Raw genomic sequence first — 25,071 nt, 5'->3', positions numbered from 1 at the left:
ATAACATTTGTGATATGGATGAATTTGTTGTCTACATTGTCTATTCTGAAAAATTCATGAAAACTTATACCGGTTTTAGTTCCAATTTAATTGAAAGATTTAAATCACATAACTTTCTCGAAACAAAAGGCTCTACTCCAAAATTCAGACCCTGGACAGTAATTTATGTTGAATTTTTCAATTCTAAAACCCAAGCAACGAAACGAGAAAAATATTTGAAAACAGTTGTAGGACGCGAATTCATCAAAAACCTTGTTGCTAAAATTTAAGTTCGGCGGGCTCTTATCCGCCACGGCGGACACAGGTTCGAGTCTTGTTCCCGCTACTAATTGGGACAAAGAAGAAATTCCTTCTTTGTCCCTTTTTTATTTAGTCCTATCAGCCTGTTAATCCTATAGATGAGATGCACTACTGCATTTACTCTGTCACAGCTGTTCTGATTAATTGAAAGTGTCATTCTTAAAGAACTAGTTGAAGTTTCAAATCGATAAGATTCAAGCTTCAAATCGCAATCATTATAAAACTTTTATTGTTGGATTTTTTTTTAAGAAGTACTTCTATCATAGAATATTTTTTAATAATTATCCATTTCATTTAAGCATCAAATTCTGCATAATAAATAATTCTTTCTACCTTTTTCGTGTCTGATTTGAATTCCTCAAGTTTTAATAAATCTTCGTAAAAATCTTTTAAAACAAATATTTCTAAGAAATAATCAAATCCTGGACATTTTTCTTCAACCACTTCAATTGATTTCATTTCCATTTCTTCAACTGTCAATTTTAATACTAAAGCTTCCGAATCTGGCTGAAATTTTCCATTTATTCTTTTAGCATAAATGGAATACATATATTCTTCAGTATCCTCATAATGCATACAGTTTACAATTGCGCTGCTTAATACCATATCATCTATTATTTTATTTATTCATTATGTAAATATCGGCTGGCTACTAATAAACAGCCTCCATAATTTAGGCTAAATAGTTGGCATCTCTTCCTCTTTCCAATCCATTGCTTTTGCTGGAGGCACCCCAAAATCGTAATCTAAACCTTTTAGAAATGCTACATCTCTTGGAAAGGTTGCATTTTCTTCAATTTTACCTATTTTAATTTTATATGCTTTTGTTAAAACATAAAGCAATCTTCTAAATCAAACTCATCATCTCGGTTAATGCTTTCTGATAAAAAATCAGTATTTTGTATGACTGACTTCTTAATGCCAATAATAGTTTTAAGAAAATTCATTGTAGAAAGGGATTAAGCATTCATTTCTTTTTTCCTTTACAGTATTCATCAATTTTATCTTTAGCATAATCGGCACCAAGTTCCAATGCTCTATTCCAATTTTCACAAGCTGCCCTTTTATCCTTTAAATTAAATTTTGTATTTCCAAGATTAAAATATGCTTGCTGTTTATTTTCAAGTGATGAATTATCAAACTGCAGTACTTTTTCATAATCTGCAATCGCTCCTTGATAGTCTCCGTTTTCATCTTTTAATCCGCCTCTATTTATTAAAGCGCTTCCAAATTTTGGAGCAATCTCTATAGCTTTGTCATAATCTTTAAGAGCGGATTTCCAAGTATAAAGTTCATTCTTTACAATTGCTCTTGAATAATAAGCATTTGGATCTTTCGAATCAATTGCAATTGCCAATGACCAATTAAATATTGAGCCGCTTAAATCTCTATTGTTATAACAATCAACACCTTTATCAAAATAGTACTCCGCTTTCGAATTATCCAAGTCTGGAAAATTTGGGTTTTGTGGATCAAATAATCCTCCATAAGCATCGAGAGTTGAATCAAATTCATATCCTCTTTTGTACATATCCAAACTCCAATACATTAAATTGTCAGCAGTCATTGGTATTTCATTTGTTTCTCCATTTACTTCCCAAAGAGATCCATATTTCTTAACTTCATGCAATACATATGGATAATGGGAGCTTAAGAATTCAGCTAATCGGATTAGATTTTCTTTATCGTTTGAAATAAAAGTAAAATCCATTTTAGTTAGAGAATTGTCTTTCAATCCACTATCAGACATACTTTTAAAGACATCTGCAGCGGAAACCATCTCTTTACCAAATCCTTTTACAAAATCATCCCAAGTAATACATTTATTTTCCATTTTACTCTGCCCTTGAACTGCTAATATTTTAAGTAATAGTAATAAAATCAGAATTTGATTTTTCATTTTAGATATTTGTTTCTTTAATTTTGAAATAGCATTTTTCGCAAACAATTTTAAATTTGCCTTCTTCCCAGCATTTTCCTGATAAACTACCTTCTTCGATTCTCACTTTTTCACATTCGTTACACCAAGCTACAAAATCATCATCTTCATATTCGAATTCCATATCTTCAAATGTTTCAAAAGATTCTTCGAATCCATTTTTGCTGCCTTCTTTTAAATGCTGGCAGATAAATGCCCTTCTTCTTCTATCATGATTTTCACAATCAACATATTTAGTCTTTTCTCTTTCAGCTAAATCATTATCAATCAGCTCGGTTAACACAATGTGAATTTTTAAACTATCAACAACAGGCCTATACACACCGATACCACCTATTAAATTACAGCAGATAGAAGATAATTCCCATCCTATCTCGTCATAAGAAGGAAATTCTCCTTTAATTAAATTCTCGTACTTATTTGCAATTCCAAAACCTTTAATTTTATCAATATCAGCGACTACGTTTTTAGCTGTATTTTCATTGTCCCAAGACCATTTCCAAGTTTTTGATGCTGTTGAATAAGTACCAGCTTGATAATATCTAAAATTAATTATTCTATCAGGTTTAGATAGTGTGATAATGCCGCTCGGTTGGTCATAGTTCCAACTTGTAAAAGAATTAATGTCATACGCTTTATTTAAATTGTCTTGCAATTTTTCTAATTCACCAAAACAATCTGTTAAGAAATCTTCATATGTCATATTTAATGTTTTTTATAGTAATACTAGCTGTAAATGTATCAGCAAATCACAAACTCTGCATTAAAATGCTAAGTGTTATTTTTGTACGAATATAAAAACAATTTCCTCTCTTCAAAGTAAAAAAAGCAAATAAAAAAAAGCAAAGCAAAGGTATTGGACACAGCCAGAGAAGTGCGCATAATATTTTTTTCATTCCTCAAAAAATGCCCTTCGGGACTGAACTACCCTCAAAAAGTTAAACACTATTTGAGAGCATTTTTACGGAAAGAAAAGTCAAGTACAATTATAAATTCGTCTAAACTTTTGAGTGCAATCTAAATTCTGGAACTTTATTTATTCCTATATTTCTTTATGGATACAGATTACATATCTTCAACTCACTTTCTAAAAATCACATTAATCAATCGGGTTCATTTTTTTTAGTTATTAAATGCAATTAACTGAAAAAACTTAACTTTATAAAACATTAAAAATCAAAGCTATAATGTATCTACAAAAGCAATATAATCTTGTTTTAGAATCTAGGAATGTTCTTTTTGATTATTGCAAAACAATTAAAAAACAAGATTTTAAAAATGAAAATTCTTCTTTTGGAAGAGGTGGAAGCATGCGGAACTTATTAGTACATATTGCCAATACTTATGAATTTTGGATTGCAAATATTTCTTTGAAAAAAAACATTGTTTTCAGTCCTTATGAAAATTATCAAAACATTGAGGATGTGATAAAATTGTTTCTATCCATAGATGAATTGATGGATGACTTCTTTGAATTAACAGAAAAATCAGATAATGAAATTCAATATGAAAGAAATGGTCAAAAAACAAAAACTGAGCCTTTCAAAATATTTACACACGTTATAACGCACGAATATCATCATAAAGGACAAATTCTATCTCTTAGCAGACATTTGGGTTATATTCCTGTTGATACAGATATTATAAGATAGTTTTTAGTAAAAAATCAATAAAAAGTTACATGATACGATATTTTTCTATCTTTGAAATGCAGCCTTTTTTAATCGAAATGTTTTTTTTAAGCCTTCAGAAATCAGGAATTATTTATTAGAGAAGAAATTTAAAGCTCCAGAGACAAATGCAAAATAAAAAAAGAGTTTTTTAAATTATTATCATTTTCAGTAATTACAGCAATTGTTATTAGATACATTTCCATACATTTTATTTGGAAAAATATGGAAGCGACAAAAATTGATTTCCACAAAAATCTAATAAAAATAGATACCTACCAGCAAAAGATAACTGAAAGTTTTTATCTTGAACTATTCGCTTTGTTTGTTTTGCCATACGTTCTAGCGATATCGTTTTATTTTTTAACCATAATTAATTTAAAGCCCAAAACAACTTTTTAGTCTTTATACTTGCATTTACTATACTGTTTTTCACTTCGTATATTTTGATCGGTTACACTTGCAAATTTTTAAAATAAATAAAAAACGAGACAAAATACCTAAAGAATATTCTTTCATAAAAACAAAATTGAAATATTTTACTGAAAAATTATTTATTAATTAAAAGTCATTTACCCGTTTTCTTTACACAAAACAACCAATTATTAATCAAACAAATACATTTTACTTAACTCAATTTATTGAAGATTTAATAATTCCAAAATGTGATACTTTTAGTAAATTCTAAAAAAGTTTTTTCAAAATCGTTTTGCACATTCCAAAAATAGTTGCATTTTTGCACCCGCAACAGCAAAACAGGTCCGTTCGTCTATCGGTTAGGACGCCAGGTTTTCATCCTGGTAAGGGGGGTTCGATTCCCCCACGGACTACAAAAGCTTCAGAGAAATCTGGAGCTTTTTTGTTTTAAATACTTTTTAACTGCAGTGGACGAAGTGATATTTACGTCAACATTACATCCATAAACGCAAAATTCGCAAAACTTTATATTGATTCAGCTTTGCAAACCTTGCGTTTTATAAAAAACCTATTTTAAAAATATTTTTGTCTTTTTCGGGGAAAAACAAAAAGTGTATTAATAATACATCCAACTGCTTTATATAGATTTTTTTTCCTTTTTTTGCTATACTCTAAATTGCTAATCAAAAACTACAAATTAGAACTAACTTTCCTCAAACAACTAAATATTCTAACCTATAATTTTATGCAAAAACCTCCGAGAACCTGGCAAGAAAGGCGAAAAAGTTATTTAGCCGTTTCAATAATTTGTTTTATCGCTGGAATTTGCTTCTTTTATAATGTTACTGCCGAAAGCTACATCATAAAAACCGCTGAACTAAATACAATAGATAAATTAGTAATTTCTGAGAAACCCGTTTTTAAAAAGACTAATGGTAAACATTCTAGAAGATGGATTGAATTTAAATGTGCTCAAAACTACAGCACTTTTGAAATTACAAGTTTTGATTACAGCTGTGCTCTTCGTTCTGAAATATACGACGAGATAAATCCCGGCGATACGATTTCTATTCAGGTTCTCCATAAAGAAATGGAAAATTTTGACACCGAAAATGTTTGTAAAATTCATTCACTCGTTAAAAATGATAAAGAATATCTTGACATGGAATGCCGAAACAATGCAGATAATTACGACGGAAAAAGAGGCTGTATCATATTACTTGCAATATCGCTTATGACCTTTATCGTTTATGCTTTGGAAAAGAAACCCATTCTTTTTGACCAAATGGATCCAGCCTTTATAATCGGCATGATCACCTTAATTCTTTTTTTTGCTTTACGTTCAATTGGATAACGTAGAGCGGTCAAAACTAATCTCTATTTTGGCTATATAATCTTCATTGGCATCTAGAACATAATCCTTTAAACCAAGAAGCTCTTCTAAAGAAGCTTCGGTACGATCAACATAAAACTCTAAAACAGTTTTAATAGGTTTGTTTTTTAATAATTTCAAAAGGTCAACTGTTACAATATTTTTCCTAAACTCTCCGATTATCAATTCACGTTCGTACAAACATCCATTTAAAACCTCCTGCATATTCAATTCTTCAAAATTGTCGGTTCTAAAGAAAAAGGGCTTCTGAATTTCGCCTCTGGAATTATAAGTAATCTTTTTAAAGAAATTAGAATCGATTTTAGCAATTACAATATTCTTATCGTAAAGATTATATTTTGAAACCAAACAAGAATCTTCAACTGAAAAATTTTCTGTAAGATCCAAAATAGAAATGGCGTATAAATTGGAAACATCAAACTTTTCTAAGAAGGATTGAATAAAGTCTATATCAAATACTTCTAAGGAAACGCTGCATGTTTTATCCGTTTTACTATTCTTTCTTATAAAAGGCACAGCCTCGTATGGACAAATAAACTGCTGCGATATTAAACTGTATTTTAATCTGGTCATATGTTTCTGGACAGTGTTATTTTTTACGATTCTGTATCTTTCGATCAATTTCTGAGCTGTCGCCTAAGTCATTCCTTAAAATATTCTGTAATTCGAATTTCAAACTTTGCTAAAATAGAAAATCTTCTCTTAACATTTTTAAGTTTTTCTAAAGCAGCAATTTAAATTAGCATCCCTATTCTTCTAACAAAATTAATCCTATATTCGCTACTCAAACAAAAATATCAGAATTAAAAACTAAGAGAAAAACGCCTTTTTTGAATTGTCAAAACAATAGCCAAATGATACCGACATTACCTGCTGAAAATAAAATATCTAAAGAAAAAAACTTCTTAATTGTTTTACAAGAAAATATAGAATCTAGTTCTGAACTGGATTATTTAATCAAAAATTTCTGCGGTACGGTAGTCAACAATTTGTCCGAAATTCAAAAACCATTAGAAAATAAAATTATTTATTGCTGCGGTGATATCGAAAAATTACAGCACGAAGGACAAATAATTTGGGTTATCAAAGAACTTTCGAACAGCTTTGAAAATACTGAATCTAAAAATATTCGCTTAATCGAACTTGGAAAAGTTCCAATCTTGATCAGTAATGCCGGTGTTTATTTTAGAGAAATGTTTACAGGTGAGGATTATTTTAAGACCATAAAATCGGAACATGAGTTTCAGCAGTTAACTGAGGGCAACAAAGAATCTAAAGCTTTACGAAAAGGCATTTACTTAACAGAGATTTCAAAAGAAACGACTGAAAAAGACAGCGACGCACTTCATTTTCGTTTGTTGAGGTGTTCGAGTAATTTTACAGGACCGACAGATAATTTTCGTTCTGCCGATCATTTTATAATCAACACCTTAAATGATGCGATTACACATACTTTTGAGAAAGAAACAAAACTCAACCATGTCTTAGCGCAGATTTACGAAAATAAGATCAAAAGCGCCGAAAATGCTAAAGAAGTAAAATCGAAGATCAAAGCCCATTCTGACAAAACAAAAGACATGCCCAAAGACGGTCTTATTGCTTTTTGCACCTTTTATGACCAATCTAATTCTGAACAGCTGCTGCCTTCAAAAAAAGACCTTTATGATTGGTGTTACAAACAAACGAGCGGTTTGACAAGACTGCATTTTAAACTAAAAAGCACGGTTACAGATCCCGATTTGGACAAAGAATTCAGCGTGACTTTGTATCCGAACTCGGCTTTTTTGATCCCGCTTTCTACCAACAGATTGTACACCCACGAGATTAAACCGTCTGTATTAAACGCAGATCAAATTCCGATTCGATTGGGTTATGTAGCACGCTGCTCTAACTTAGAAGCCGTTTTTACGAACAATCAGACTTTTATTAAAGAAAACGGCGAGTTAATCAAATTGGAACAAATGACAGAGGAAACGATGATTTATCTAAGAGATTCTTATTACGAAGAAAATGTTAGTGAGAAGAAAATCGAATACGGCAAAATTCATTTCAGTATGAATTCTGGCGATTACGAAAAACCAATATTTTAAACTTCATCAAAAGTGCACAAACCTTTTTTTTATAAAATTACACTGCCGCTGGAGAAGCATTTATTTGACGAATTATTTGATTCTGTAACATTTGAAGCGGTTACAAAAGGCAGAATCGGAAATCATCTGGTACGCGTGCAAAACGATGAGGTTCCGATTGTGCGAACCAGCACAATTTACAACATACCAGCTTTTGATTTTTCTTCTGTTCATCATCGAATCATTGAAAATCTAAATGCTTCGATCGAAAAAATCACAGAAGAATCCCTGCCAATCATGGATTTCAACAATGCTTTGATTGAAGTTTACGACTGCAATTATGCAACTATGAAATACCATTCTGATCAGGACTTGGATTTGGAAAAAAGTTCTTATATCGGTCTTTTTACTTGTTATGAGAATCCAGAGGGTTTAACCGAAAAAAACATTCGAAAACTAAAGGTAAAAAACAAAGAAAATGGAGAAGAATTTGAAGTACCGCTCACACACAATTCAATTGTATTGTTTGATTTGGAAACCAACTCAAAGTATCTTCATAAAATTATTCTCGAGTCACAGCCGAGTCTTAAGAAAATGGAAAAAGACAACAGATGGATGGGACTTACTTTTAGAAAATCTAAAACGTTTATTCATTTTAAGGACAATCTGCCCTATCTTGCTGACGGAACATTATTAACCTTAGCCGACGAAGATCAGAAAAAAGAATTTTACCAATTGAGGGGATCAGAAAACAACAACTTGAATTTCAACTATCCGAAATTAACGTATACCCTGAGCAAAGCGGATACTTTTATACCTAAAAAAAATGACTGAAAATCCTGCGATTCTAGCCTTTGACACGTATTATTATGATGGAAAAGCCAAAACGGTCTGTATTGAGTTTACAGAATGGAATCAAACAAAAGACTATAAAGTTCACACCGAAATTATGGATAATGTGGAGGAATATATTCCAGGTGAATTTTACAGAAGAGAACTTCCTTGTATTTTAAGTCTTTTAAATAAGATTGAGACAAAGAATATTGAAGCCATTGTCGTAGACAGTTTCGTCTATCTGGACGATGATAAAAAATATGGATTAGGCGGTCATTTGTATGAAAAACTAGATCCTAAAATCCCCATAATCGGCGTTGCCAAAACAAATTTTGCATCTTTAAACAAAGACAAAAAAAGTTTGTTTAGAGGCGACAGTCAAAAACCGCTGTACATTACTTCGATCGGAATTGATCTGGAAGATGCTTTTAAAAAAGTAGAAAGTATGGCGGGAGAATATCGATTTCCAACGCTGCTGCGAGAATTGGACCGATTAACAAAAGAAGATACTGTTTAATCGCTGGATGTAATTATGAAAGGTGGTATTACAAATAGATTTAAGCAGATTTAAATTGATTTTTTATCCTTCTGCGAATATCGGCTAAAATCTGCCAAATCTGCTTGAAAGCAGAAATCATCAAAAAAAGCAATAAAAAAAGGCCATTTTTATAATGGCCTTTCTTAATTAATCTTTTGAGAAAAATTATGCTCTAAACAAAGCATATTTATTGTGATTGAACAACACTTTATCGTAAGGAACATAAAGCGAAACAATTTTTTCTGACGACTCCTTAAAAGTGATTCCGTTGTATTTTCTAAACAAATAGATTTCTTTTAAGCAGTTAGAAAGACTTTGGTGGATTCCGCTTGTAAAAGTCGGTACTTTTTTATCGTTTACCAAAAGATCGATTTGGTAGTTTGAACTGCTTTTGGATAAGTTATTACCATTGATTCTTAAGGTAAAAGTAGCAGCTTTTCCGTGTTGTTCTCCTTGATATTGCAGTGTCATAATTTCTAGTTTGTTATAATGATTAGTAATACCGCTGATGCATCAGCTTTTGCTTGTCCGAATACTTAATTAAAGTTATAAAAATTTTAGACAAACATAAAAAATAGGTTCCAAATTAAATGTTATTTTTTGAAGAAATTTTACTTCCTAAAAAACATAAAACCGTAACAAGTTACGGTTTCAGCAATTAACTAAATATATTTAATCAACTTGTTAACGAGAGTAAAATTCATTCATAAGCACGATTAATTTGGGATAATTATTGTAATTTATTTTCTTGATTAATTTCCAGCAAAAACGGATTTCCGTTTTGGTCCAGCATAGTCATATTTAAAGCATCTAAAAGCACGAGATTTCTGGACACTTCTCCGCTGAATTGATTATAAGATAGATTTAATTCTGACAAAGCCGCTAACTTTTCCAGCTCTTTTGGTACTTCGCCTTCAAAATTATTATCATACAAACTCAAATTCTGCAATGCTGTAAAGTTTGCTATTTGGCTGCTTAAAGAACCTGATAATCTATTTCCGTTTAAAAGAAGTATTTGCAGATGATCCATTTTATAAATAGAAACGGGCAGCGCACCTTCAATTTTATTATTAGACAATACGAGAATTTCGAGCTGTTTTAATTTTCCAATCTGCAACGGCAACTCGCCAGTTAATTCATTCGCAAAAAGTTCCAAATCCCTAAGTTTTGACAATTCAGAAACCGAAGCGGGGATCTTACCCGAAAGTCTGTTTTGAGACAGCTTTAAAACTTCCAGCTCTTTTAAATTACTTATTGAAAACGCTAGATTTCCTTCTAGTTTATTTTTATGAAAATCAATTGATATCAGATTAGTCAAATTAAACAGTGCCTCTGAAATTGTCCCGCTGAGGTTATTATCTGCTAAAGAAAGTCCGATTATTTTTCCCTCTTCAACCTCAACCCCAAACCACGTTGTTACAGGCTGCGATAAATCCCATTTAATTTTCCACTCGTTTCCGTTTGCGGCATGATAAAAAGCAATCAATGCCTCTTTGTCTTTTTCAGAAACGGTCTTTGCACCCATTTGAGCTGAAAAAAAACATAGTAAAACAAAAGATGCAAGACTTTTCATGAGAAATAACCCTCTATAATTCTAAGGGCTAAATTATGCATTTAGTCGACGTAATCTGCCTATTGTCGATAAACTGTTGATAAAATAAAAATTAACACTAATTGTCTTGTTTAAAAAATAAACAGCTTCATAGATGCTTTTTCATTACATTTGAATTGACTAATTCTAAAAACCTCATATTATGAAAATTAACTTTATCGCATTACTTATTGCCGCAATTGTTACCCTTATTGTCGGTTTTGTCTGGTACAGTCCAAAAGTATTCGGAACGATTTGGATGAGAGAAAATAATCTAACAGAAGAAGATTTAAAAAAAGGAAATATGCTTAAAATCTTCGGATTAACGTATGTTTTTTCTTTACTGATTACGGTTACTTTAATGTCGCTCACTATTCACCAGTCTGGAGCAGTCGGCATGGTGGGCGGACCACCGGAGATAGACAAGGCCGAACCGTCGTTTGCGGCTTTTATGGCCGATTACGGAATGGCTTACAGAACCTTTAAACACGGGGCACTGCACGGTTTTTTGTCTGGTTTGTTATTTGCTTTTCCATTAATTGGAATTAATGGTTTGTTTGAAAGAAAATCTTGGAAATATATTTTTATAAACTCAGGTTACTGGCTCGTTACTCTTACGCTGATGGGCGGTATTATCTGCGCTTTTGTATAATCAAAAATTCTTAAAACCCGTTTGAAGATTTCTTTTCAAACGGGTTTTTTCTTAATAATAACTTAAAGCCATTTCGTTATTATAAATATTATCTAATTTTGATGAAATTACATCGCGCTTTTGACTACAACTTACTCTTTCCAAATTTACAAAAACACTTCTTCACTGCCTTTAGAATGGAATCTGCTGGCTGTTGACAATATCTTTTTGACTCGCGAATATCTCGAAGTTCTAGAAAATTCGTGTCCTGTAAACATGACTTGTCATTTTATCGGACTTTTTGAAGAAACAAAACTTGTTGGAATTGTTTTAACGCAGTTTTTGTTTGCCGAAAAACTAGAATCGTTTGGCGAACGAGACAAATGCCTGAAAACGTCTGTTCGAAATTTTGCGCTTAAAAATTTTGCTTCGCATGTATTGTTTGTGGGAAACAATATGCTAACTGGTCAGAACGCTTTTATTTTTGATGAAAATATTAAAGAAGCAAAAGCTGTAAAAACACTTCATAAAGCTATTAATCAGCTTAAAAAAGACTTGAAAGAAAGCGGTAAAAAAGTTCATATTACGAGTATTAAAGATTTTACTGCGAAAGAGATCGAACCTTTACAAGCCGAATTTAAAAACAACTATACGTTTTCGACGCAGCCTAATATGGTTTTTGAGATTAGGGAAAATTGGAAAAACGAACAGGATTATATCGACGCTTTGTCCAAAAAATACCGCGATCAATACAAACGCGCCCGAAAAAAATCGGAAGGAATTACCAAACAGCAGCTGTCTTTATCGGATATCAAACGTTATGAAGATGTACTCTACGAATTGTATTTTCATGTGGCCAAAAATGCACCGTTTAATACTTTTTTTCTAGCCCGAAATCATTTTAGCTTTTTCAAGGAAATTATGGGCGAAAACTTTCTTTTGTACGGCTATTTTATTGAGGAAAAGTTAATTGGTTTTAATACTTTAATCAAAAACGGAACAACAATGGACACTTACTTTTTAGGTTACGATGAAAGTGTACAGCGTGAAAAAATGCTCTATCTCAACATGTTGTACGACATGATCGCCTACTCTATCAAAAAAGGATTTAAAGAGATTGTTTTTGCGAGAACAGCACTCGAAATCAAAAGTTCTGTGGGTGCAAAACCTATAAAAATGTACGGTTTAATTACGCACAGCAATGCTTTGATTAATCACAACATTTCCCGATTCTTTAATTATCTGGAGCCTAAAACAGAATGGCAGGAACGGAATCCATTTAAATAAGTTTTTGTAAAATGTCTTTATTAAACATTGTCGGTGTTTTATAAATCATCAAACAAAATTCCTTTCCGATTCATCCATCCTTGGGTTTGATCCTTTTTCTTATATCTTACATAATTATAACTAAAGAAATCAATATTAGTAAAACGCATTTTATTCTCCTTAAAACATTCATCATAAAAATCGACTTGTTCTTTTTTGTTTACAATCAAAAAGCCATTTAGTAAATAAATCTTATTGAATTTTATCGGCACGATTTCTTTTAAGGTAATGGTATCATTTTTTTGTTTAAATGTGTAGAGTCCTTCTTTTTTATTTTTTATTAATATAATCCTATCATCAAACCCGCCATTGACAGAATAATCCATAGTCTTTTGCCGGCTTACAAATAGCAAGGAATCGAATTTTATTTTAGAATTAATAAATATATTTCTGGGCGGCGATCTATAACCATAAGTCATCTGTGCATCCGTTACTTCTCTTATTCTATTACGTTTTATACTTAACAAATGGTACGTAACCGTGCCACAGCCTAAAAATTCATCCCCGTAAGATGTATTGGTAAAAAGGCGTGTGTCAAATTTTTTAATTTTATTATCCGTTAAAATTTCAATGTTGTCCGCTGCTTGATTAATATCCCGATAGATAAAGGAACTGTCTAATGCAAAATCAGAATTATAGAATTTTAGAGTCTTATCATCTATAGTAATAAACTGCTTGTTGTTGTAATATTTTAACGGAATGTCCTCTAAAATCTTTTGATTATCTTTAAAAACGGTATAATGGTCGCCTTTTGTTACTTTAAGGATATATTTTCCTGTTTCAAAATATCCTGTACTCATATCGACTTCATTTTTATCTTTTATAAAAAATGCGGCACTACGATCATTATAATAACTTATTAGCCCCAGCAAGCTGGTTTTTATCTCATTATTTTTTTTATAAATCAAACCAAGTTGTGAAGACCAATAGATAATTTTATTATTGGCTAAGATTATCTTTTTTATTTCTGCTTCTTTTTCCTTTTCTAACTGCCAAACTTTTCCTTTTCGCAGCACCTTACAAACCAAAACACTATCGTTCTTCAAGAAATAAAAATATTTCCAATAAGACTGTTTTACCCCATAAACTTTGTCTTTAAACTCTTTTACTAAATCAAAATTATCATCTATATCAGCGACTTTAATCGCCTCCATAGTATCATAATTTTTTTTCTCCATAGAATCTACTTTTTCTGTAGCATAAGCATACAATTTATTGCTCGAAAAAATACAGCGTCTTTGAGTAAATCCTCTTTTTTCAATTTTATAAAAATAAAGCACGCTACTATTAACTTGACAATAATCGGAGTTAAAAATGTCTGAAACTTTGTTTTGAGCGTGGCTAAAGGCTGCAAAAACAAATAGAATAAAAAAAAGTTTATTTTTCATTAAAAATCTTTTTGGAGCTAATCTTCTTGTTCAGCATTTTGAATTAATAGCCGCATAATTTCTATTCTTTCCTTAATGGACAGTTCATCAGTTAATTTGTCTTTTAATTTTCCCATTTCACTATCATCCGCATAACCTGTATTTGTCGCTTTTTCGTATGCCTCTCTAAAATCATAGTAACTAAAATAATCCTCTTCTTTTAGACTTAAGAAACTTTTCATTTTATTGATATAAAAATGCTGTACTTCTTCAGGAAATTTATCTGAAACCAATTCATAATATCCTTCATTTCCCTCCAAGAAATTATTTTTTGCCAAGATTAATTGTTTTTCGGTTAAAACTAAAGTATCCGATTTTAAAATGTTTACTTGTTTGTAATAATTTATAAAATCAGTATTCGGCAGGTCTTTACACTTCAAATAATAGTCAATACTTTTTTCATAACGTTCCCCAAGTGATTTTGATTTTTCAATTTCTTGTACTTGTTTTATTTTCTCAATGATGCTCTTAAAGTTAAAATCACTTTTAGCAAAATGCGCCAATAGCGTCAGTCTTTTTTTTTCTTTTCTAAAAAACAGTATGCTATAATACTTTCTATCAGACCCGAAATCTGCAATACCCAAGCATTCACTGCCATTGATCCGGCTGTTTTCATAATAATCGTTTTCACTTTGAGGGCAATAAATCTCTTTATCAATAAATTTGATATTGGAATCATTTTTTATGATTTCCTCATAATTATTAACCTTAATAAACCCCGCTTTAGAATGATCATTAATATACTTATTGCTGTAATCAAAATCTGACATTTCAACAAAAAGTATTAAATTACTATTCATTGTCAAATTTCTCAAATCAACATTTTGAGAATTCAGAATGCTCTGAAGCAGTACAAAAAAGGTGAAAAATATTTTTTTCATTACAAAATAAGTAAGTTAATGAATGGTTATTATTAAAAAACTAAAATACTTTTTTCAATTTAAAAAATTTGCCATTATTCCAGATTTTTCTTCCTTTTATTACTTACTTAAATTTTTAATCTTTCTTTTTTTTTAAGGCACAGCCAATTTCATTTGTTTGTGCAGAATATGAATCTCTAACGAAGTCTGAGCGCCGCAATATTCTCCGTCTATTTGAAAATTAACGGGATAATCGGTTTTAATTGTCGCTTTGTCCGTCGAAATAATCACAACGTCATCGGAGTCAATAGGCATATTTCCAGTAATAATTTTGCCTATTAAAAGTAAATCAAGGTTTTTTAGGATTACCAATTCAAACTTCCCGTCATTCATAGCCCCGTTCGGATTGATGATTACGCCTGTTCCGTATTTTTGCGAATTGGCAATTACGATCATTCTGGCCACATGCTCTTCTATTTTGTTGTTTGCCGAAATGGTGGCGACAAAAGGCTCTTCTGCTTCTTTAAGGGTTGTAAAAGCCTGCAGAGCATATCCCCAAAAGCCTCTTACATCGCTTTCTTCGTAATTTTTTACCAGATTGGCATTTAATCCCAGATCGCTCAAATGGATGCTTTTTTTGCCATTGATACAAATCATATCCATTTCGATATAATGGTTTAAAAAGGCAATTTTAAGGTTTTCTTCTATTCCTGCGGGCAGGTTTAAATCTACCGAAAGACCGTTGGCAGAACCCGCAGGCAGAATACCGATGATGACATCGTGTTCTTCCATAGCTTCAGCAACCATTTTTATGGTTCCGTCTCCGCCAGCAACAACGATTCGTTCAGGAATATATTGATCGTATATTTTTTGAATTTCTTTTAAATCATTTTTTCCGGTTGTTTCATAAATTTCCAGATCAAAATGATTGGTGGCCGCAAATTCTTCTACAGCTTCTATTAAATTTGATTTGTCGAGGTCGCCAGAGATTGGATTTACGACAAAGAGGATGTTCTTTTTCAAAATTTTATTTTTAAAACCAATTATATTAAGTAAATTACAGTTACATAAATATACGCAATTAATGAAACCAATTTTACAATTATATCGGGGTTATGCAAATGAGCAAGAATTAATTGTAATGGGGCATGTTTTAAAGAGAGAACATAATTATGATTTCGAAAAAAGGAAATTTAAAAATGCCACTTCAATTCTTAAACTGTTCCGAATTAAAACCATTAAAAATTTTGATGTTTATCTTCATTATAATGATCAAGTGATTCATACTAAGACATTAGATGACGGTTATTTTAAATTTTGTATTCCGTTAGAAAAGGAAACGCATTTTGGCTGGATGCCTTATGAGGTGTCGCTAAAATATAATAATGCAAATGTGACCTGCAAAGGCAGTTTTATAAGACCTCACAAAGGAAATCTTGGAATTATATCGGATATTGATGATACTTTTTTGATTTCGCACACGCAGAATTTTTTTAAAAAACTGTACATTCTTTTGTTTAAAAATGTAAATGACCGCAAAGTTTTTAAAAATGTCGTGGCGCATTATCAAGCGTTGAGTGCGGCGGGAAGAAATAATCAGGAAGAAACAAATGCTTTTTTTTACATCTCGAGCAGCGAATGGAATTTGTATCGTTTTATTGCAAAATTTACAAAGATTCATAAACTTCCTAAAGCGGTAATTCTGCTGAAAGATATCAAAAGAGGTGTTACAGATTTTTTTATGAGCGGCAGAGGAGGCCACGATCATAAGTTTGAAAAAATAAAACATGTAGTAGAATTTTATCCTACTTTAAAATATGTGCTGCTGGGCGACGATTCTCAGCATGATCCTATTTTATACGAAAGAATCTGCAAAATTTTCCCTGTAACGGTTATTGCGGTTTATATCAGGCAGACGGGAAGACATCAAAAAGATGCTACTCTTAAAATCCTGAATAATCTAGAAAGCCTTGATGTTTCAGTTTGTTATTTTAAAGATAGTATTGAGGCTATTGAGCATTCCAGATCGATTGGGATTATTTAAGCTGGACTTTTTGTTTTGGGTTCTTTTTGTTTCAAGTTTCAGGTTTCAGGTTTCAGGTTTCAGGTTTCAGGTTTCAGGTTTCAGGTTCCAACAAAAACTTGAAACCTGAAACAAAAAAACTTAACTAAGCATTAAAATTATCTATCTCTTCTTGGACCACTTCCCAATCAAGAAGCAATTGATCTAAATCTGCTTTCTTTTTGTTATAAGCGGTAAAGAATGAAGCGTCTTCGATATGTTTGTCGTAATTAGACGCGAGCATTTTATCGTCGTGCTGAATGTCTTTTTCTAATTGTTTGATTTGACTTTCGACTTTACTTAATCTGTTTTGAAGTGCTTTTGCTTTCTTCTGGTCTTCGTAAGAAACTTTGCTTGTTTCTTTTGTTGGAGCAGCCGCTTTTACGACATCTTTTTTCTCTACTTCACGCATGTTTTCGAGATTGCGCTGTTCTAAGAAGAAGTTGATATCGCCTAAATATTGTTTTATTTTCTGGTCTTTAAATTCGTAAACAATGTTGGACATTCCCTGAAGGAAATCCCTGTCGTGAGAAACTAGTAATAGCGTTCCTCCAAATTTTTGCAGCGCAGCCTTTAGAACGTTCTTGGATTTAATATCTAAGTGGTTCGTAGGCTCATCCATCAGTAATACGTTGATTGGCTGTAATAGCAGTTTACAAAGTGCTAAACGGTTGCGCTCTCCTCCAGAAAGTACTTTTACTTTTTTCTCTACATCGTCTCCGCGAAATAAAAACGAACCTAACATATCACGAACTTTAGAACGGTTGGTATCTGTTGCAGCATCTTCCATAGTCTGCAGCAGAGTGATTTCTCCGTCTAAGTATTCGGCCTGATTTTGAGCAAAATATCCTAATTGTACATTATGTCCTAATTTGATATTTCCTTCGTATTCAAATTCGTTTACAATGGCTTTGATAAAAGTCGATTTTCCTTGTCCGTTCTGTCCCACAAAGGCAATTTTACTGCCGCGTTCTACAAGTAAATCAATATCTTTTAAGATGACTTTATCTCCGTAAGCTTTTGTAACATGTTCCGCTTCAATTACTACTTTTCCTGGTTCTTTTGAAACTGGAAACGAAATATTCATTACGGAATTATCGTCTTCATCAACTTCAATTCGTTCTACTTTATCTAACTTTTTAATCAGCGATTGTGCCATTGAAGCTTTTGAGGCCTTTGCACGGAATTTCTCGATTAATTTTTCTGTTTCTTCAATCTTTTTAGCTTGGTTCTTTTGCGTTGCTAATTGCTTTTCGCGAATTTCATGACGCAGTTCTAAATATTGAGAATAAGGTTTATTGAAATCGTATGCTTTTCCTAAAGAAATTTCGATGGTACGATTGGTAACATTATCCAAAAACATTTTATCGTGTGATACAATCACTACAACACCCGGATAATTGCGAAGGAAGTTTTCTAACCAAATGATACTTTCGATATCTAAGTGGTTGGTTGGCTCATCTAGAAGCAGTACATCATTTGACTGCAATAAAAGTTTTGCCAGCTCGATACGCATTCTCCATCCACCAGAAAATGTTTCGGTCTGGTTGTTGAATACTTCTCTTTTAAAACCTAATCCAAGAAGGATTTTCTCGGTATCTCCTACATAGTTATATCCTCCAAGAAGATCAAAACGGTGCGTGTAATCTGAAAGGTCTTCGATTATCTGGCCGTATTCTTCGCTTTCATAATCGGTTCTGGTCACCAATTGGTGGTTGATTTCTTCGAGCTTTTTTTCTACAACTTTGATTTCTGTAAAAGCTTCATATGCTTCTTCTAAAACGGTTCTTCCTTGTTCAAAATCGATATCCTGGCGTAAAAATCCCATTCTGATATCTTTTTCCTGAGAAATAACCCCAGAATCTGGTTTGAAATCTCCTGCGAGCATTTTTAGCATTGTAGATTTACCTGCTCCGTTTTTACCAACAAGACCTACGCGGTCGCCGGCGCCTAAACGAAAAGTAACTTCTTCAAATAAATATGTTCCTCCAAAAGAAACCGAAAGATTGTGTATATTAAGCATAAGTTGTAACTATAAGTATGAGCTGTAAATTAGCGTTTAAAAGGCTTTTTTTACTTTACTTTTTGAAAGTGCAAAAGTAAGACAATTAATTTAAGTTTTAACCGCTGTATCGAAAACAAATATTTTGATGCATTTTGATTGTAAAATCTCTCTCCTGATCGTTCTTTCAAAAAAGATTATAAAAAAAGGATGGAGAATCTAAAATGACTTTCCATCCTTTTTTTAATCTAAAAATTGTTTTTATTCTGCTGTTTCTTCTTTTGGTTCTGGTAACAAAATTGATAATAATACTGATATTACCAATATTCCTCCAATAACGATTAAAGAGTAAATAGAATCGATATGGTAAAACGGCGCAATAATCATTTTGATACCAATGAACGAAAGGATAATTGCCAGTCCGTATTGCAGTTTGCTGAATAAGTGAATGAAATTGTCTAATAAAAAGAACAATGCTCTTAAACCTAAAATTGCAAAAATGTTTGAAGTGTAAAGAATAAAAGGATCGTTTGAAATTGCAAAAATTGCCGGAATAGAATCTACTGCAAAAAGTAAATCTGTAAACTCAATTACTGCTACCACTACTAAAAGCGGCGTTGCTAGTTTTTTTCCGTTTTCGTATGTAAAGAATTTATCCCCATCGTATTTATCAGAAACGCTGAAAAACTTTCTGATCAATCTTGCTCCTCTTGTGTTGTTGTAATCTTCTTCATCATCCTCATCTCCGGCAGACCAAGATTTGATTCCTGCATAAACCAAGAATAATCCAAAGGCTGTCATGATTAGATTGATGTCGTATTTGAAACCTTCCATACCTACTAGGCTTAATAGTTTGTTGAGGTATGTAAGCTCTATTAAGAATGCTCCTGAGAATATAAAAATGGCTCTTAAAACCAAGGCTCCAATAATTCCCCAGAACAAAACTTTGTGTTTGTTTTGGTTCTGTACATCAAAAAATTTAAAAACTAATATAAATACAAAGAGGTTATCTACAGAAAGTGCTTTCTCTATCCAATAAGCCGATTGAAATTCGTAAAATTTAGCAGCTCCTGCATAGTGATAGATCAAACCACTGAAAATCATTGCTAAACTGATCCATACCAAAGACCAGGTAACTGCTTCTTTGTTACTTACGACATGACTTTTTTTGTTGAAAATTCCCAAATCTAACAACAGCATGATTAGGACTGCGACGGCAAATACTATTATTAAGCCTGGATGTTCTGAAAAAATAGGGTGTTGATTCATTTTAATATTAATTAGGTTAGATTTAAATTATTTATTTGCCATTGTAACTACTATCACTCTGCCGCCTTCTTCTTTAGAAAGCAGTATTTTTTTTCCGTCTGTAAGCTCAAGCATTGTTCCAATAGGAATTTCTTTGTCTTCGGTTACGTCTTTTAATGAGGTTAGTTTTTGGTTGACAAAGACCCACTTATCATTAAAAAAAGTAAAATAACCAACGGGTACTTTTTGCGCAGCCGTGAGTTTTTCATTTCTGGCAATATTACGATTAACATGCCATTGAAACAAATATTGATCGTTGTAAACCATTAATCTGTGATTTTCTGGTTTCCAGACAGTTTCCTGAAATTGATAATACAAATCCAAAACCGGAAGAGTTCCTTTGTGTGGAGTATTACAAAACGGACATCTTGGTGTGTTGGTATTATCAAAAACATACCACTTTTGTTCGCACGAAATGTTGTGGCATTTCTGCATTAAGTCGGTTGTTTTAAGCAATGCAATTTCCCATTCTTCGGCATTTGGCCTCTGCATTGGATTGTGCAGTCCGTCTATGAAAACTCTATCAAATAAAGCTTTAAGATATGGCCCTGTAATGGTATACGGCAATTTGGTAATATCTGCCCAAGGCAAGTCCCATTTTGAAACCTGATTGAGTTTTGGTCGGTTTGTCGGATCTGTGGGGTGTTCTATAAACATTGCTTTTTCTCCCATAGACAGCAAATCATCTTTTTCGGTATCAAGATCATGCACCTTCCCTCCTTTTAACGGATGCCTGTGCAGCAAAAACATATAAATTAAAACCGGCAATGCATGCAGATCTGTTAATCTGCTTGGTAATTTACGATCGGGATCTGTTTTGTTTAAATGTTTGGTCGAAAGTACTTCTGGTGCTATAAATTCTGCTGTACCAATAACTTCTGCAGGAAACAATCCGGGAACAACTAATCCGTCTAAATCAATCATACAAGCCGATTTATTGACTGGATCAATCAAAACATTATTGTATGAGAGGTCAGAATGTGCCAGTCCCATTGCGTGCATTTTTTTGACACCGCGGGTCAAATTAACACAAACCTGAAAATAACTCAGCCAATCTCCTAATTCTGATTTGGCTACGCGAAGCGGAAAATGCGGATTTCTAAATTTTGAACCTGCAAACCATTTACCGTTTTTTTCTTTTCCCTGAATTAACTCGCTGGTTTCATATCCTTTTTTAAAGAAAAACTTAGAATCGTAAATAGGCACAATAATTCCCGTTAGTCCTTTATGTTCGATAACATCTGTGGGCCAGCGGTAGACTTCGTTTAAATAATAATCTCCGGCATCTCCGTTTTGAATCTGCGTTAGATATTTATTAGTGATTCTTTGCAGTCTCTCTTTTTGATTGAAATCTAATTTATCCCTAAAAATTGCTACAACATATTTTCTGTCAGGACTAAAATAAACATCTTTAACACCGCCGCGCATCGGCTCGCCGTTATCAACAAACTGATAAGACTTTGTAGTGTCATTAATTGATTTTACTGTAATCGTACTCATACTTAATAAATTATAGCAAGGGTTCTGTCGTCATGATTGCCCGGACTCCAAAAATCCATCCAAGCAGAAAGCTGCGCTGCAATATCGGGATTGTTTTTATCAAAATCTACTTTGGTGCCGTCTTCATTTTTTCCTTTTAAATCTTCCAGAAATTCTGCCCATTTTTCGATTTTTTCCAAATTAGCTTCAACTACAAATTTAGGATCATAAATTCCGTCTGTCATCAGCATTAAATAAGAGAAATCATCCACCAGTTTAAAACCGAATCGGGTCGAAAATTTATCACTTTGAAAAATTTCGGGCATGGTAACAAAGCGTGTTCCGCCGCCAAAATCGCCGACATCAAGCCAATTCATTAATTTAATTTCCGTGAGATCTTTATTTAATAATCCGATTGGGCAGTCGCCGATTCCGAAAGTTAAAATGGCATATCCAAAATCGTATTTTTTAACCAATGTAAAAATTAAAGTTGCATGAAGGTTTTTAAGTTCTGTTTCGTTTTTAACGGCAAATTCTTCTAATTTTTGATGTGCAGCATGTGCGGCTTTTGAGAGATTTTGATAAACAAAATGACTTATTTTTTTTGATGTTTCGTCACTGGCTTTATTATGATGCTCAGCCAAAACCTGATCAAATTCTTTTAGATTTTCTGGCTTTAAATTTTCTTCAAAATACTGAACAACAGATTCACAGGCTATTTTAGAACCTTTTCTTGAGAGTTTTGCAGATCCTGCCCCATCAGAAACCGCCAGAACACTCCAGCCAATTTCTTTTAGATTTTTATAAGCAAAATCGTCTTCTCTAAATGAGCCTGCATTGGCATGACTTCTGCCTCTTTTGGATGCTATTACAATATTTTTATCTAAAAATTTAGCCGCAACGGCTTCATTATCCGGTTTCCAGAAAGGATCATTTTTATCACTTTCCAGATTTTTCCACAGCGATTTGGGATCTGGATTTATAATTAATGTAATTATTTTTTCATTTAAAGCAGAATCTTCGGGTTCGCCTTCAATCCTAAATTTTATTTTGATTTTTAAATCGCCGCTTATTTCTGGAGTTCCAACAAGCTCATCGTTTTTAGTAAATTCAAGACCTGTATTTTCCAAACCTTCAATTTCTAAGGCAATAAAATCATTCCAGCCCAAAGTATTGAAATCAATTTTTGCATAATATTTTTTATTCACAGTTCCGTTTGGTATCGAAACCGTTTGGGTCAAAATATCATGAATTTTATTTTTCAACATCCAATTCTCCATAATCATTTTTTGGTTTTCCTGAATTATTTTTACTGCGTTCACATTTTTTTCGCTGGCAGTAAACTCGTCAAAGAGCGCTGTTTTGCCCGAAGAAATGTCTATTTTATGTTGTGATAAAAAAGACCGAAGATATCTTTTTGTCTCTTCCATAAATTATCCCTGCGTTCTGTTTACATCAAAACCGCCTTCACCGCAGCCGTAACTTCCCTGATTACCGCACCATGGGCAGGTACTGATATTTTCGTCCCCTATACAATGTATTTTACCACATACACAAACGGCAAAAGCAACCTGATTACCGCAACACGGACAGGTTGGACCGCCAATAAGTTCATCGGTATTGACTTTATTACTGAAATTACCAGAATCGGCTAATTCAAAATAAGAATTATCAACTTGATAAGCTCCGACTAATTTGTAATTTTTAGACGATAATTCGATTCCGGCGTAAATAGATTCGGCAATAGTTTTGCGGTATTTCATCAAATACGGCCTCTTTGTATTTTGACATTTTCCGTTTAAAACCACAAAATTATCATCGACATACTGACGATTCGGAATTTCTTTGGTTAAATCTATTTTAGAAAGTGTTTCTCCGTCTAATTTTGCCAATTCAAAACCGCTCGAGTTATTTTCGACACTGATACTGCTGGTTTTAATAGAATCTGTGACCCATTTAAAAAACTCTTTGTACGACTGCACATTGGTATTTTTAAAATGAAGGACATTTTCTGTAAGTTCGCCTAATAATTTTGTATCTGTTTCGCTGCCAAAAGAGATCGCAATTAAGTTGGCTGTTCGCTGCCAGTTTTGTTTCCATTCGTTTATTGCAGCCTGACTGTCATCTGTAGGCACTCCGTCAGTAAATAAGAAGACGATTGGTTTCCAATCTCCTTTTACTTCATAAGTTGTTTTAACGATATTGCTTCTTAATTCATACATTAAATGTCCTAAACCTTTGCTTAAAGAAGTCCCGCTTCCTATTGGGAATTTTGGAGGGTAAAAGCTCACTATTTCCTGCAAAGGAACGAGCGTTTTAGGCTGGCCTGCAAATACAATAATTGAAACAAAAACGGTTTCTAGAGCATGCGGATCTGTTTTTAAGGCCTGAATTATAGTCGCCAATCCTTCTTCAACCTGCTGGATGGGTTCTCCAACCATTGATTCTGAAATATCGATTAAAAAATATATGGGTAATCTTCTCATTTTAAAGGAAGTTTAATAACATTAAAAAAATAATTAAAAGTACAATCTGCGTCATATCAACGGCTAAACCCGCTCCTACCTGAAAAGGTTTTATCATTGTCTTTAAAAAATTGAATATGGGCGAGAAAATACTATTGAAAAAATCAAAAATGCTTCTGTACTGCGGATGCAGCTTCTCTTTATACGGCAATAATTTGGAGTATAAAAACAGGCCGACTATTAAAACCTGAATAAAAATTTTAATAAAATACATTATGCAACTGCTGTTATTAATTCGTTTGCAATTTCTTTAAAAACCTGTTCTTCGTCAGCGTTTATTTTCTTTGATCCGTAAACTGAAACACCATTATTTACGGTCATAAAATTCATTGAAAATGCAGCGCCATAACATTTGTTCCCGTCATTGTAAGGAATTGAATGTCTTACTTTTATGTACATGCAGTTCTGGCGTATAATAACATCGTCTATATAAAAATCTTTTTCTACATAATGGTTAAGCAGTGTAAGTCTGGCTTTTTCAATAGAAAAACCAGTTATTCCAGCAGTTTTATAACAAATATTGAGACTATCAATATTCATGTTATCTAATTTTTCCTGCGGTGTAAACTCGTGTACAACAGCATAGGTCGTGTCGGTGTAATAAGTCGTGTTAGTATCTCCATGAGAGGATTGATTTACTTTTTGTATTATATATACAATTAAACCAATAACTGATATTATTGTTCCCAGCACTTCCATA

25 protein-coding genes and 1 tRNA gene are annotated in these 25,071 nt (G+C 32.6%); 10 read left to right on the top strand and 16 right to left on the bottom strand.

Translation table 11 applies throughout. The annotated features are described in order from the left end of the window. Window positions 1–14 precede the first annotated feature (14 nt). On the top strand, window positions 15–269 hold the full coding sequence (locus C4F50_RS12410) for a GIY-YIG nuclease family protein (protein WP_194138971.1): 255 nt from the start codon (window positions 15–17) through the stop codon (window positions 267–269). Between the two features lie 325 nt (window positions 270–594). Here C4F50_RS12410 and C4F50_RS12405 read toward each other — a convergent pair whose 3' ends face one another. The 4 genes from C4F50_RS12405 to C4F50_RS12390 form a co-directional block, all read right to left on the bottom strand. Then, window positions 595–906 carry a hypothetical protein gene (locus C4F50_RS12405; RefSeq protein ID WP_194138970.1) on the bottom strand — a complete coding sequence of 104 codons (312 nt, stop codon included), beginning with the start codon at window positions 904–906 and terminating at the stop codon, window positions 595–597. A gap of 72 nt (window positions 907–978) precedes the next feature. Next, window positions 979–1,143 (bottom strand): hypothetical protein, encoded by a 165-nt coding sequence (locus C4F50_RS12400; protein WP_194138969.1) that lies wholly within the window; start codon window positions 1,141–1,143, stop codon window positions 979–981. Between the two features lie 124 nt (window positions 1,144–1,267). Next, window positions 1,268–2,200: a tetratricopeptide repeat protein gene (locus C4F50_RS12395; protein ID WP_228012009.1), complete on the bottom strand. Its 933-nt coding sequence runs from the start codon at window positions 2,198–2,200 to the stop codon at window positions 1,268–1,270. Between the two features lies 1 nt (window position 2,201). Next, window positions 2,202–2,942 (bottom strand): DUF6882 domain-containing protein, encoded by a 741-nt coding sequence (locus C4F50_RS12390; protein ID WP_194138968.1) that lies wholly within the window; start codon window positions 2,940–2,942, stop codon window positions 2,202–2,204. 484 nt (window positions 2,943–3,426) lie between these two features. Between C4F50_RS12390 and C4F50_RS12385 the strand changes: the two genes are divergently transcribed. The 3 genes from C4F50_RS12385 to C4F50_RS12375 all read left to right on the top strand — a co-directional run bounded on the left by C4F50_RS12385 (window position 3,427) and on the right by C4F50_RS12375 (window position 5,680). Next, window positions 3,427–3,891, top strand: coding sequence for a DinB family protein (locus tag C4F50_RS12385; protein ID WP_194138967.1), 465 nt, complete (start codon window positions 3,427–3,429; stop codon window positions 3,889–3,891). 776 nt (window positions 3,892–4,667) lie between these two features. Continuing rightward, window positions 4,668–4,739, top strand: a tRNA-Glu gene (locus C4F50_RS12380). Between the two features lie 332 nt (window positions 4,740–5,071). Next, a complete protein-coding gene (locus C4F50_RS12375) occupies window positions 5,072–5,680 on the top strand; it encodes a hypothetical protein (protein ID WP_194138966.1) in 609 nt (202 codons plus the stop codon). On the opposite strand, the gene C4F50_RS12370 is transcribed toward C4F50_RS12375, so the two are convergent. Next, complete coding sequence (locus tag C4F50_RS12370; RefSeq protein ID WP_194138965.1) at window positions 5,669–6,292, bottom strand: hypothetical protein; 624 nt, start codon at window positions 6,290–6,292, stop codon at window positions 5,669–5,671. The two genes, C4F50_RS12375 and C4F50_RS12370, sit on opposite strands and share 12 nt — an antisense overlap. A 281-nt stretch (window positions 6,293–6,573) precedes the next feature. Between C4F50_RS12370 and C4F50_RS12365 the strand changes: the two genes are divergently transcribed. From C4F50_RS12365 to C4F50_RS12355, 3 genes are read left to right on the top strand one after another with little or no spacing between them, the layout of a single operon-like run. Continuing rightward, a complete protein-coding gene (locus tag C4F50_RS12365) occupies window positions 6,574–7,809 on the top strand; it encodes a hypothetical protein (RefSeq protein ID WP_194138964.1) in 1,236 nt (411 codons plus the stop codon). A 12-nt stretch (window positions 7,810–7,821) separates the two neighbouring features. Continuing rightward, window positions 7,822–8,622, top strand: coding sequence for an alpha-ketoglutarate-dependent dioxygenase AlkB (locus C4F50_RS12360; RefSeq protein WP_194138963.1), 801 nt, complete (start codon window positions 7,822–7,824; stop codon window positions 8,620–8,622). Beyond that, the gene (locus C4F50_RS12355; RefSeq protein ID WP_194138962.1) at window positions 8,615–9,139 is read left to right on the top strand and encodes an endonuclease V; all 525 of its coding nucleotides are present in this window, start codon (window positions 8,615–8,617) and stop codon (window positions 9,137–9,139) included. Before C4F50_RS12360 ends, C4F50_RS12355 begins: the two co-directional genes overlap by 8 nt. 186 nt (window positions 9,140–9,325) lie before the next feature. Here the strand turns inward: C4F50_RS12355 and C4F50_RS12350 are convergent, their stop codons facing one another. Next, window positions 9,326–9,631 (bottom strand): hypothetical protein, encoded by a 306-nt coding sequence (locus C4F50_RS12350; RefSeq protein ID WP_194138961.1) that lies wholly within the window; start codon window positions 9,629–9,631, stop codon window positions 9,326–9,328. Window positions 9,632–9,890: 259 nt separating this feature from the next. Next, window positions 9,891–10,685 (bottom strand): leucine-rich repeat domain-containing protein, encoded by a 795-nt coding sequence (locus C4F50_RS12345; RefSeq protein ID WP_228012008.1) that lies wholly within the window; start codon window positions 10,683–10,685, stop codon window positions 9,891–9,893. Window positions 10,686–10,914: 229 nt separating this feature from the next. Here C4F50_RS12345 and C4F50_RS12340 point away from each other — a divergent pair, with 229 nt between their 5' ends. Together C4F50_RS12340 and C4F50_RS12335 are read left to right on the top strand one after the other, a co-directional pair. After that, on the top strand, window positions 10,915–11,403 hold the full coding sequence (locus C4F50_RS12340) for a DUF1761 domain-containing protein (protein WP_194138959.1): 489 nt from the start codon (window positions 10,915–10,917) through the stop codon (window positions 11,401–11,403). 120 nt (window positions 11,404–11,523) lie between these two features. Continuing rightward, window positions 11,524–12,669, top strand: a complete 1,146-nt coding sequence (locus tag C4F50_RS12335) for a GNAT family protein (RefSeq protein WP_194138958.1) — start codon at window positions 11,524–11,526, stop codon at window positions 12,667–12,669. 38 nt (window positions 12,670–12,707) lie between these two features. On the opposite strand, the gene C4F50_RS12330 is transcribed toward C4F50_RS12335, so the two are convergent. The 3 genes from C4F50_RS12330 to C4F50_RS12320 form a co-directional block, all read right to left on the bottom strand. After that, a complete protein-coding gene (locus C4F50_RS12330; RefSeq protein ID WP_194138957.1) occupies window positions 12,708–13,886 on the bottom strand; it encodes a hypothetical protein in 1,179 nt (392 codons plus the stop codon). A 227-nt stretch (window positions 13,887–14,113) separates the two neighbouring features. Continuing rightward, a complete protein-coding gene (locus C4F50_RS12325; protein ID WP_194138956.1) occupies window positions 14,114–15,016 on the bottom strand; it encodes a hypothetical protein in 903 nt (300 codons plus the stop codon). Between the two features lie 132 nt (window positions 15,017–15,148). Next, on the bottom strand, window positions 15,149–16,018 hold the full coding sequence (locus tag C4F50_RS12320) for a diacylglycerol/lipid kinase family protein (RefSeq protein WP_194138955.1): 870 nt from the start codon (window positions 16,016–16,018) through the stop codon (window positions 15,149–15,151). 61 nt (window positions 16,019–16,079) lie between these two features. Here C4F50_RS12320 and C4F50_RS12315 point away from each other — a divergent pair, with 61 nt between their 5' ends. After that, window positions 16,080–17,039 (top strand): App1 family protein phosphatidate phosphatase, encoded by a 960-nt coding sequence (locus C4F50_RS12315; RefSeq protein ID WP_194138954.1) that lies wholly within the window; start codon window positions 16,080–16,082, stop codon window positions 17,037–17,039. Between the two features lie 124 nt (window positions 17,040–17,163). On the opposite strand, the gene C4F50_RS12310 is transcribed toward C4F50_RS12315, so the two are convergent. The 6 genes from C4F50_RS12310 to C4F50_RS12285 form a co-directional block, all read right to left on the bottom strand. Further along, window positions 17,164–19,080, bottom strand: a complete 1,917-nt coding sequence (locus tag C4F50_RS12310; protein WP_194138953.1) for an ABC-F family ATP-binding cassette domain-containing protein — start codon at window positions 19,078–19,080, stop codon at window positions 17,164–17,166. A 240-nt stretch (window positions 19,081–19,320) separates the two neighbouring features. Continuing rightward, a complete protein-coding gene (locus C4F50_RS12305; RefSeq protein WP_194138952.1) occupies window positions 19,321–20,328 on the bottom strand; it encodes a TerC/Alx family metal homeostasis membrane protein in 1,008 nt (335 codons plus the stop codon). A 27-nt stretch (window positions 20,329–20,355) separates the two neighbouring features. Beyond that, entirely contained in the window at window positions 20,356–21,867 is a 1,512-nt protein-coding gene (locus C4F50_RS12300; RefSeq protein ID WP_194138951.1) for a helix-hairpin-helix domain-containing protein, read from the bottom strand. 2 nt (window positions 21,868–21,869) lie between these two features. After that, window positions 21,870–23,276 carry a PP2C family serine/threonine-protein phosphatase gene (locus C4F50_RS12295; protein ID WP_194138950.1) on the bottom strand — a complete coding sequence of 469 codons (1,407 nt, stop codon included), beginning with the start codon at window positions 23,274–23,276 and terminating at the stop codon, window positions 21,870–21,872. Between the two features lie 3 nt (window positions 23,277–23,279). Further along, on the bottom strand, window positions 23,280–24,332 hold the full coding sequence (locus C4F50_RS12290) for a TerY-C metal binding domain-containing protein (protein WP_194138949.1): 1,053 nt from the start codon (window positions 24,330–24,332) through the stop codon (window positions 23,280–23,282). A gap of 252 nt (window positions 24,333–24,584) precedes the next feature. Then, the gene (locus C4F50_RS12285; RefSeq protein WP_194138948.1) at window positions 24,585–25,070 is read right to left on the bottom strand and encodes a hypothetical protein; all 486 of its coding nucleotides are present in this window, start codon (window positions 25,068–25,070) and stop codon (window positions 24,585–24,587) included. Window position 25,071: the final 1 nt, after the last annotated feature.

The organism is Flavobacterium hungaricum (assembly GCF_015182285.1).
GTDB classification, from domain to species: Bacteria; Bacteroidota; Bacteroidia; order Flavobacteriales; family Flavobacteriaceae; genus Flavobacterium; species Flavobacterium hungaricum.
This window is presented reverse-complemented; position numbering and strand designations above follow the sequence as displayed.

Bases quoted from the DNA above. Each gene is read 5' to 3' on its own strand.
- C4F50_RS12410 (WP_194138971.1), top strand. From the start codon at position 15: ATGGATGAATTTGTTGTCTACATTGTCTATTCTGAAAAATTCATGAAA.
- C4F50_RS12405 (WP_194138970.1), bottom strand. From the start codon at position 906: ATGGTATTAAGCAGCGCAATTGTAAACTGTATGCATTATGAGGATACT.
- C4F50_RS12395 (WP_228012009.1), bottom strand. From the start codon at position 2,200: ATGAAAAATCAAATTCTGATTTTATTACTATTACTTAAAATATTAGCA.
- C4F50_RS12390 (WP_194138968.1), bottom strand. From the start codon at position 2,942: ATGACATATGAAGATTTCTTAACAGATTGTTTTGGTGAATTAGAAAAA.
- C4F50_RS12385 (WP_194138967.1), top strand. From the start codon at position 3,427: ATGTATCTACAAAAGCAATATAATCTTGTTTTAGAATCTAGGAATGTT.
- C4F50_RS12375 (WP_194138966.1), top strand. From the start codon at position 5,072: ATGCAAAAACCTCCGAGAACCTGGCAAGAAAGGCGAAAAAGTTATTTA.
- C4F50_RS12370 (WP_194138965.1), bottom strand. From the start codon at position 6,292: ATGACCAGATTAAAATACAGTTTAATATCGCAGCAGTTTATTTGTCCA.
- C4F50_RS12365 (WP_194138964.1), top strand. From the start codon at position 6,574: ATGATACCGACATTACCTGCTGAAAATAAAATATCTAAAGAAAAAAAC.
- C4F50_RS12355 (WP_194138962.1), top strand. From the start codon at position 8,615: ATGACTGAAAATCCTGCGATTCTAGCCTTTGACACGTATTATTATGAT.
- C4F50_RS12350 (WP_194138961.1), bottom strand. From the start codon at position 9,631: ATGACACTGCAATATCAAGGAGAACAACACGGAAAAGCTGCTACTTTT.
- C4F50_RS12345 (WP_228012008.1), bottom strand. From the start codon at position 10,685: ATGGGTGCAAAGACCGTTTCTGAAAAAGACAAAGAGGCATTGATTGCT.
- C4F50_RS12340 (WP_194138959.1), top strand. From the start codon at position 10,915: ATGAAAATTAACTTTATCGCATTACTTATTGCCGCAATTGTTACCCTT.
- C4F50_RS12330 (WP_194138957.1), bottom strand. From the start codon at position 13,886: ATGGAGAAAAAAAATTATGATACTATGGAGGCGATTAAAGTCGCTGAT.
- C4F50_RS12325 (WP_194138956.1), bottom strand. From the start codon at position 15,016: ATGAAAAAAATATTTTTCACCTTTTTTGTACTGCTTCAGAGCATTCTG.
- C4F50_RS12315 (WP_194138954.1), top strand. From the start codon at position 16,080: ATGAAACCAATTTTACAATTATATCGGGGTTATGCAAATGAGCAAGAA.
- C4F50_RS12310 (WP_194138953.1), bottom strand. From the start codon at position 19,080: ATGCTTAATATACACAATCTTTCGGTTTCTTTTGGAGGAACATATTTA.
- C4F50_RS12305 (WP_194138952.1), bottom strand. From the start codon at position 20,328: ATGAATCAACACCCTATTTTTTCAGAACATCCAGGCTTAATAATAGTA.
- C4F50_RS12300 (WP_194138951.1), bottom strand. From the start codon at position 21,867: ATGAGTACGATTACAGTAAAATCAATTAATGACACTACAAAGTCTTAT.
- C4F50_RS12295 (WP_194138950.1), bottom strand. From the start codon at position 23,276: ATGGAAGAGACAAAAAGATATCTTCGGTCTTTTTTATCACAACATAAA.
- C4F50_RS12290 (WP_194138949.1), bottom strand. From the start codon at position 24,332: ATGAGAAGATTACCCATATATTTTTTAATCGATATTTCAGAATCAATG.
- C4F50_RS12285 (WP_194138948.1), bottom strand. From the start codon at position 25,070: ATGGAAGTGCTGGGAACAATAATATCAGTTATTGGTTTAATTGTATAT.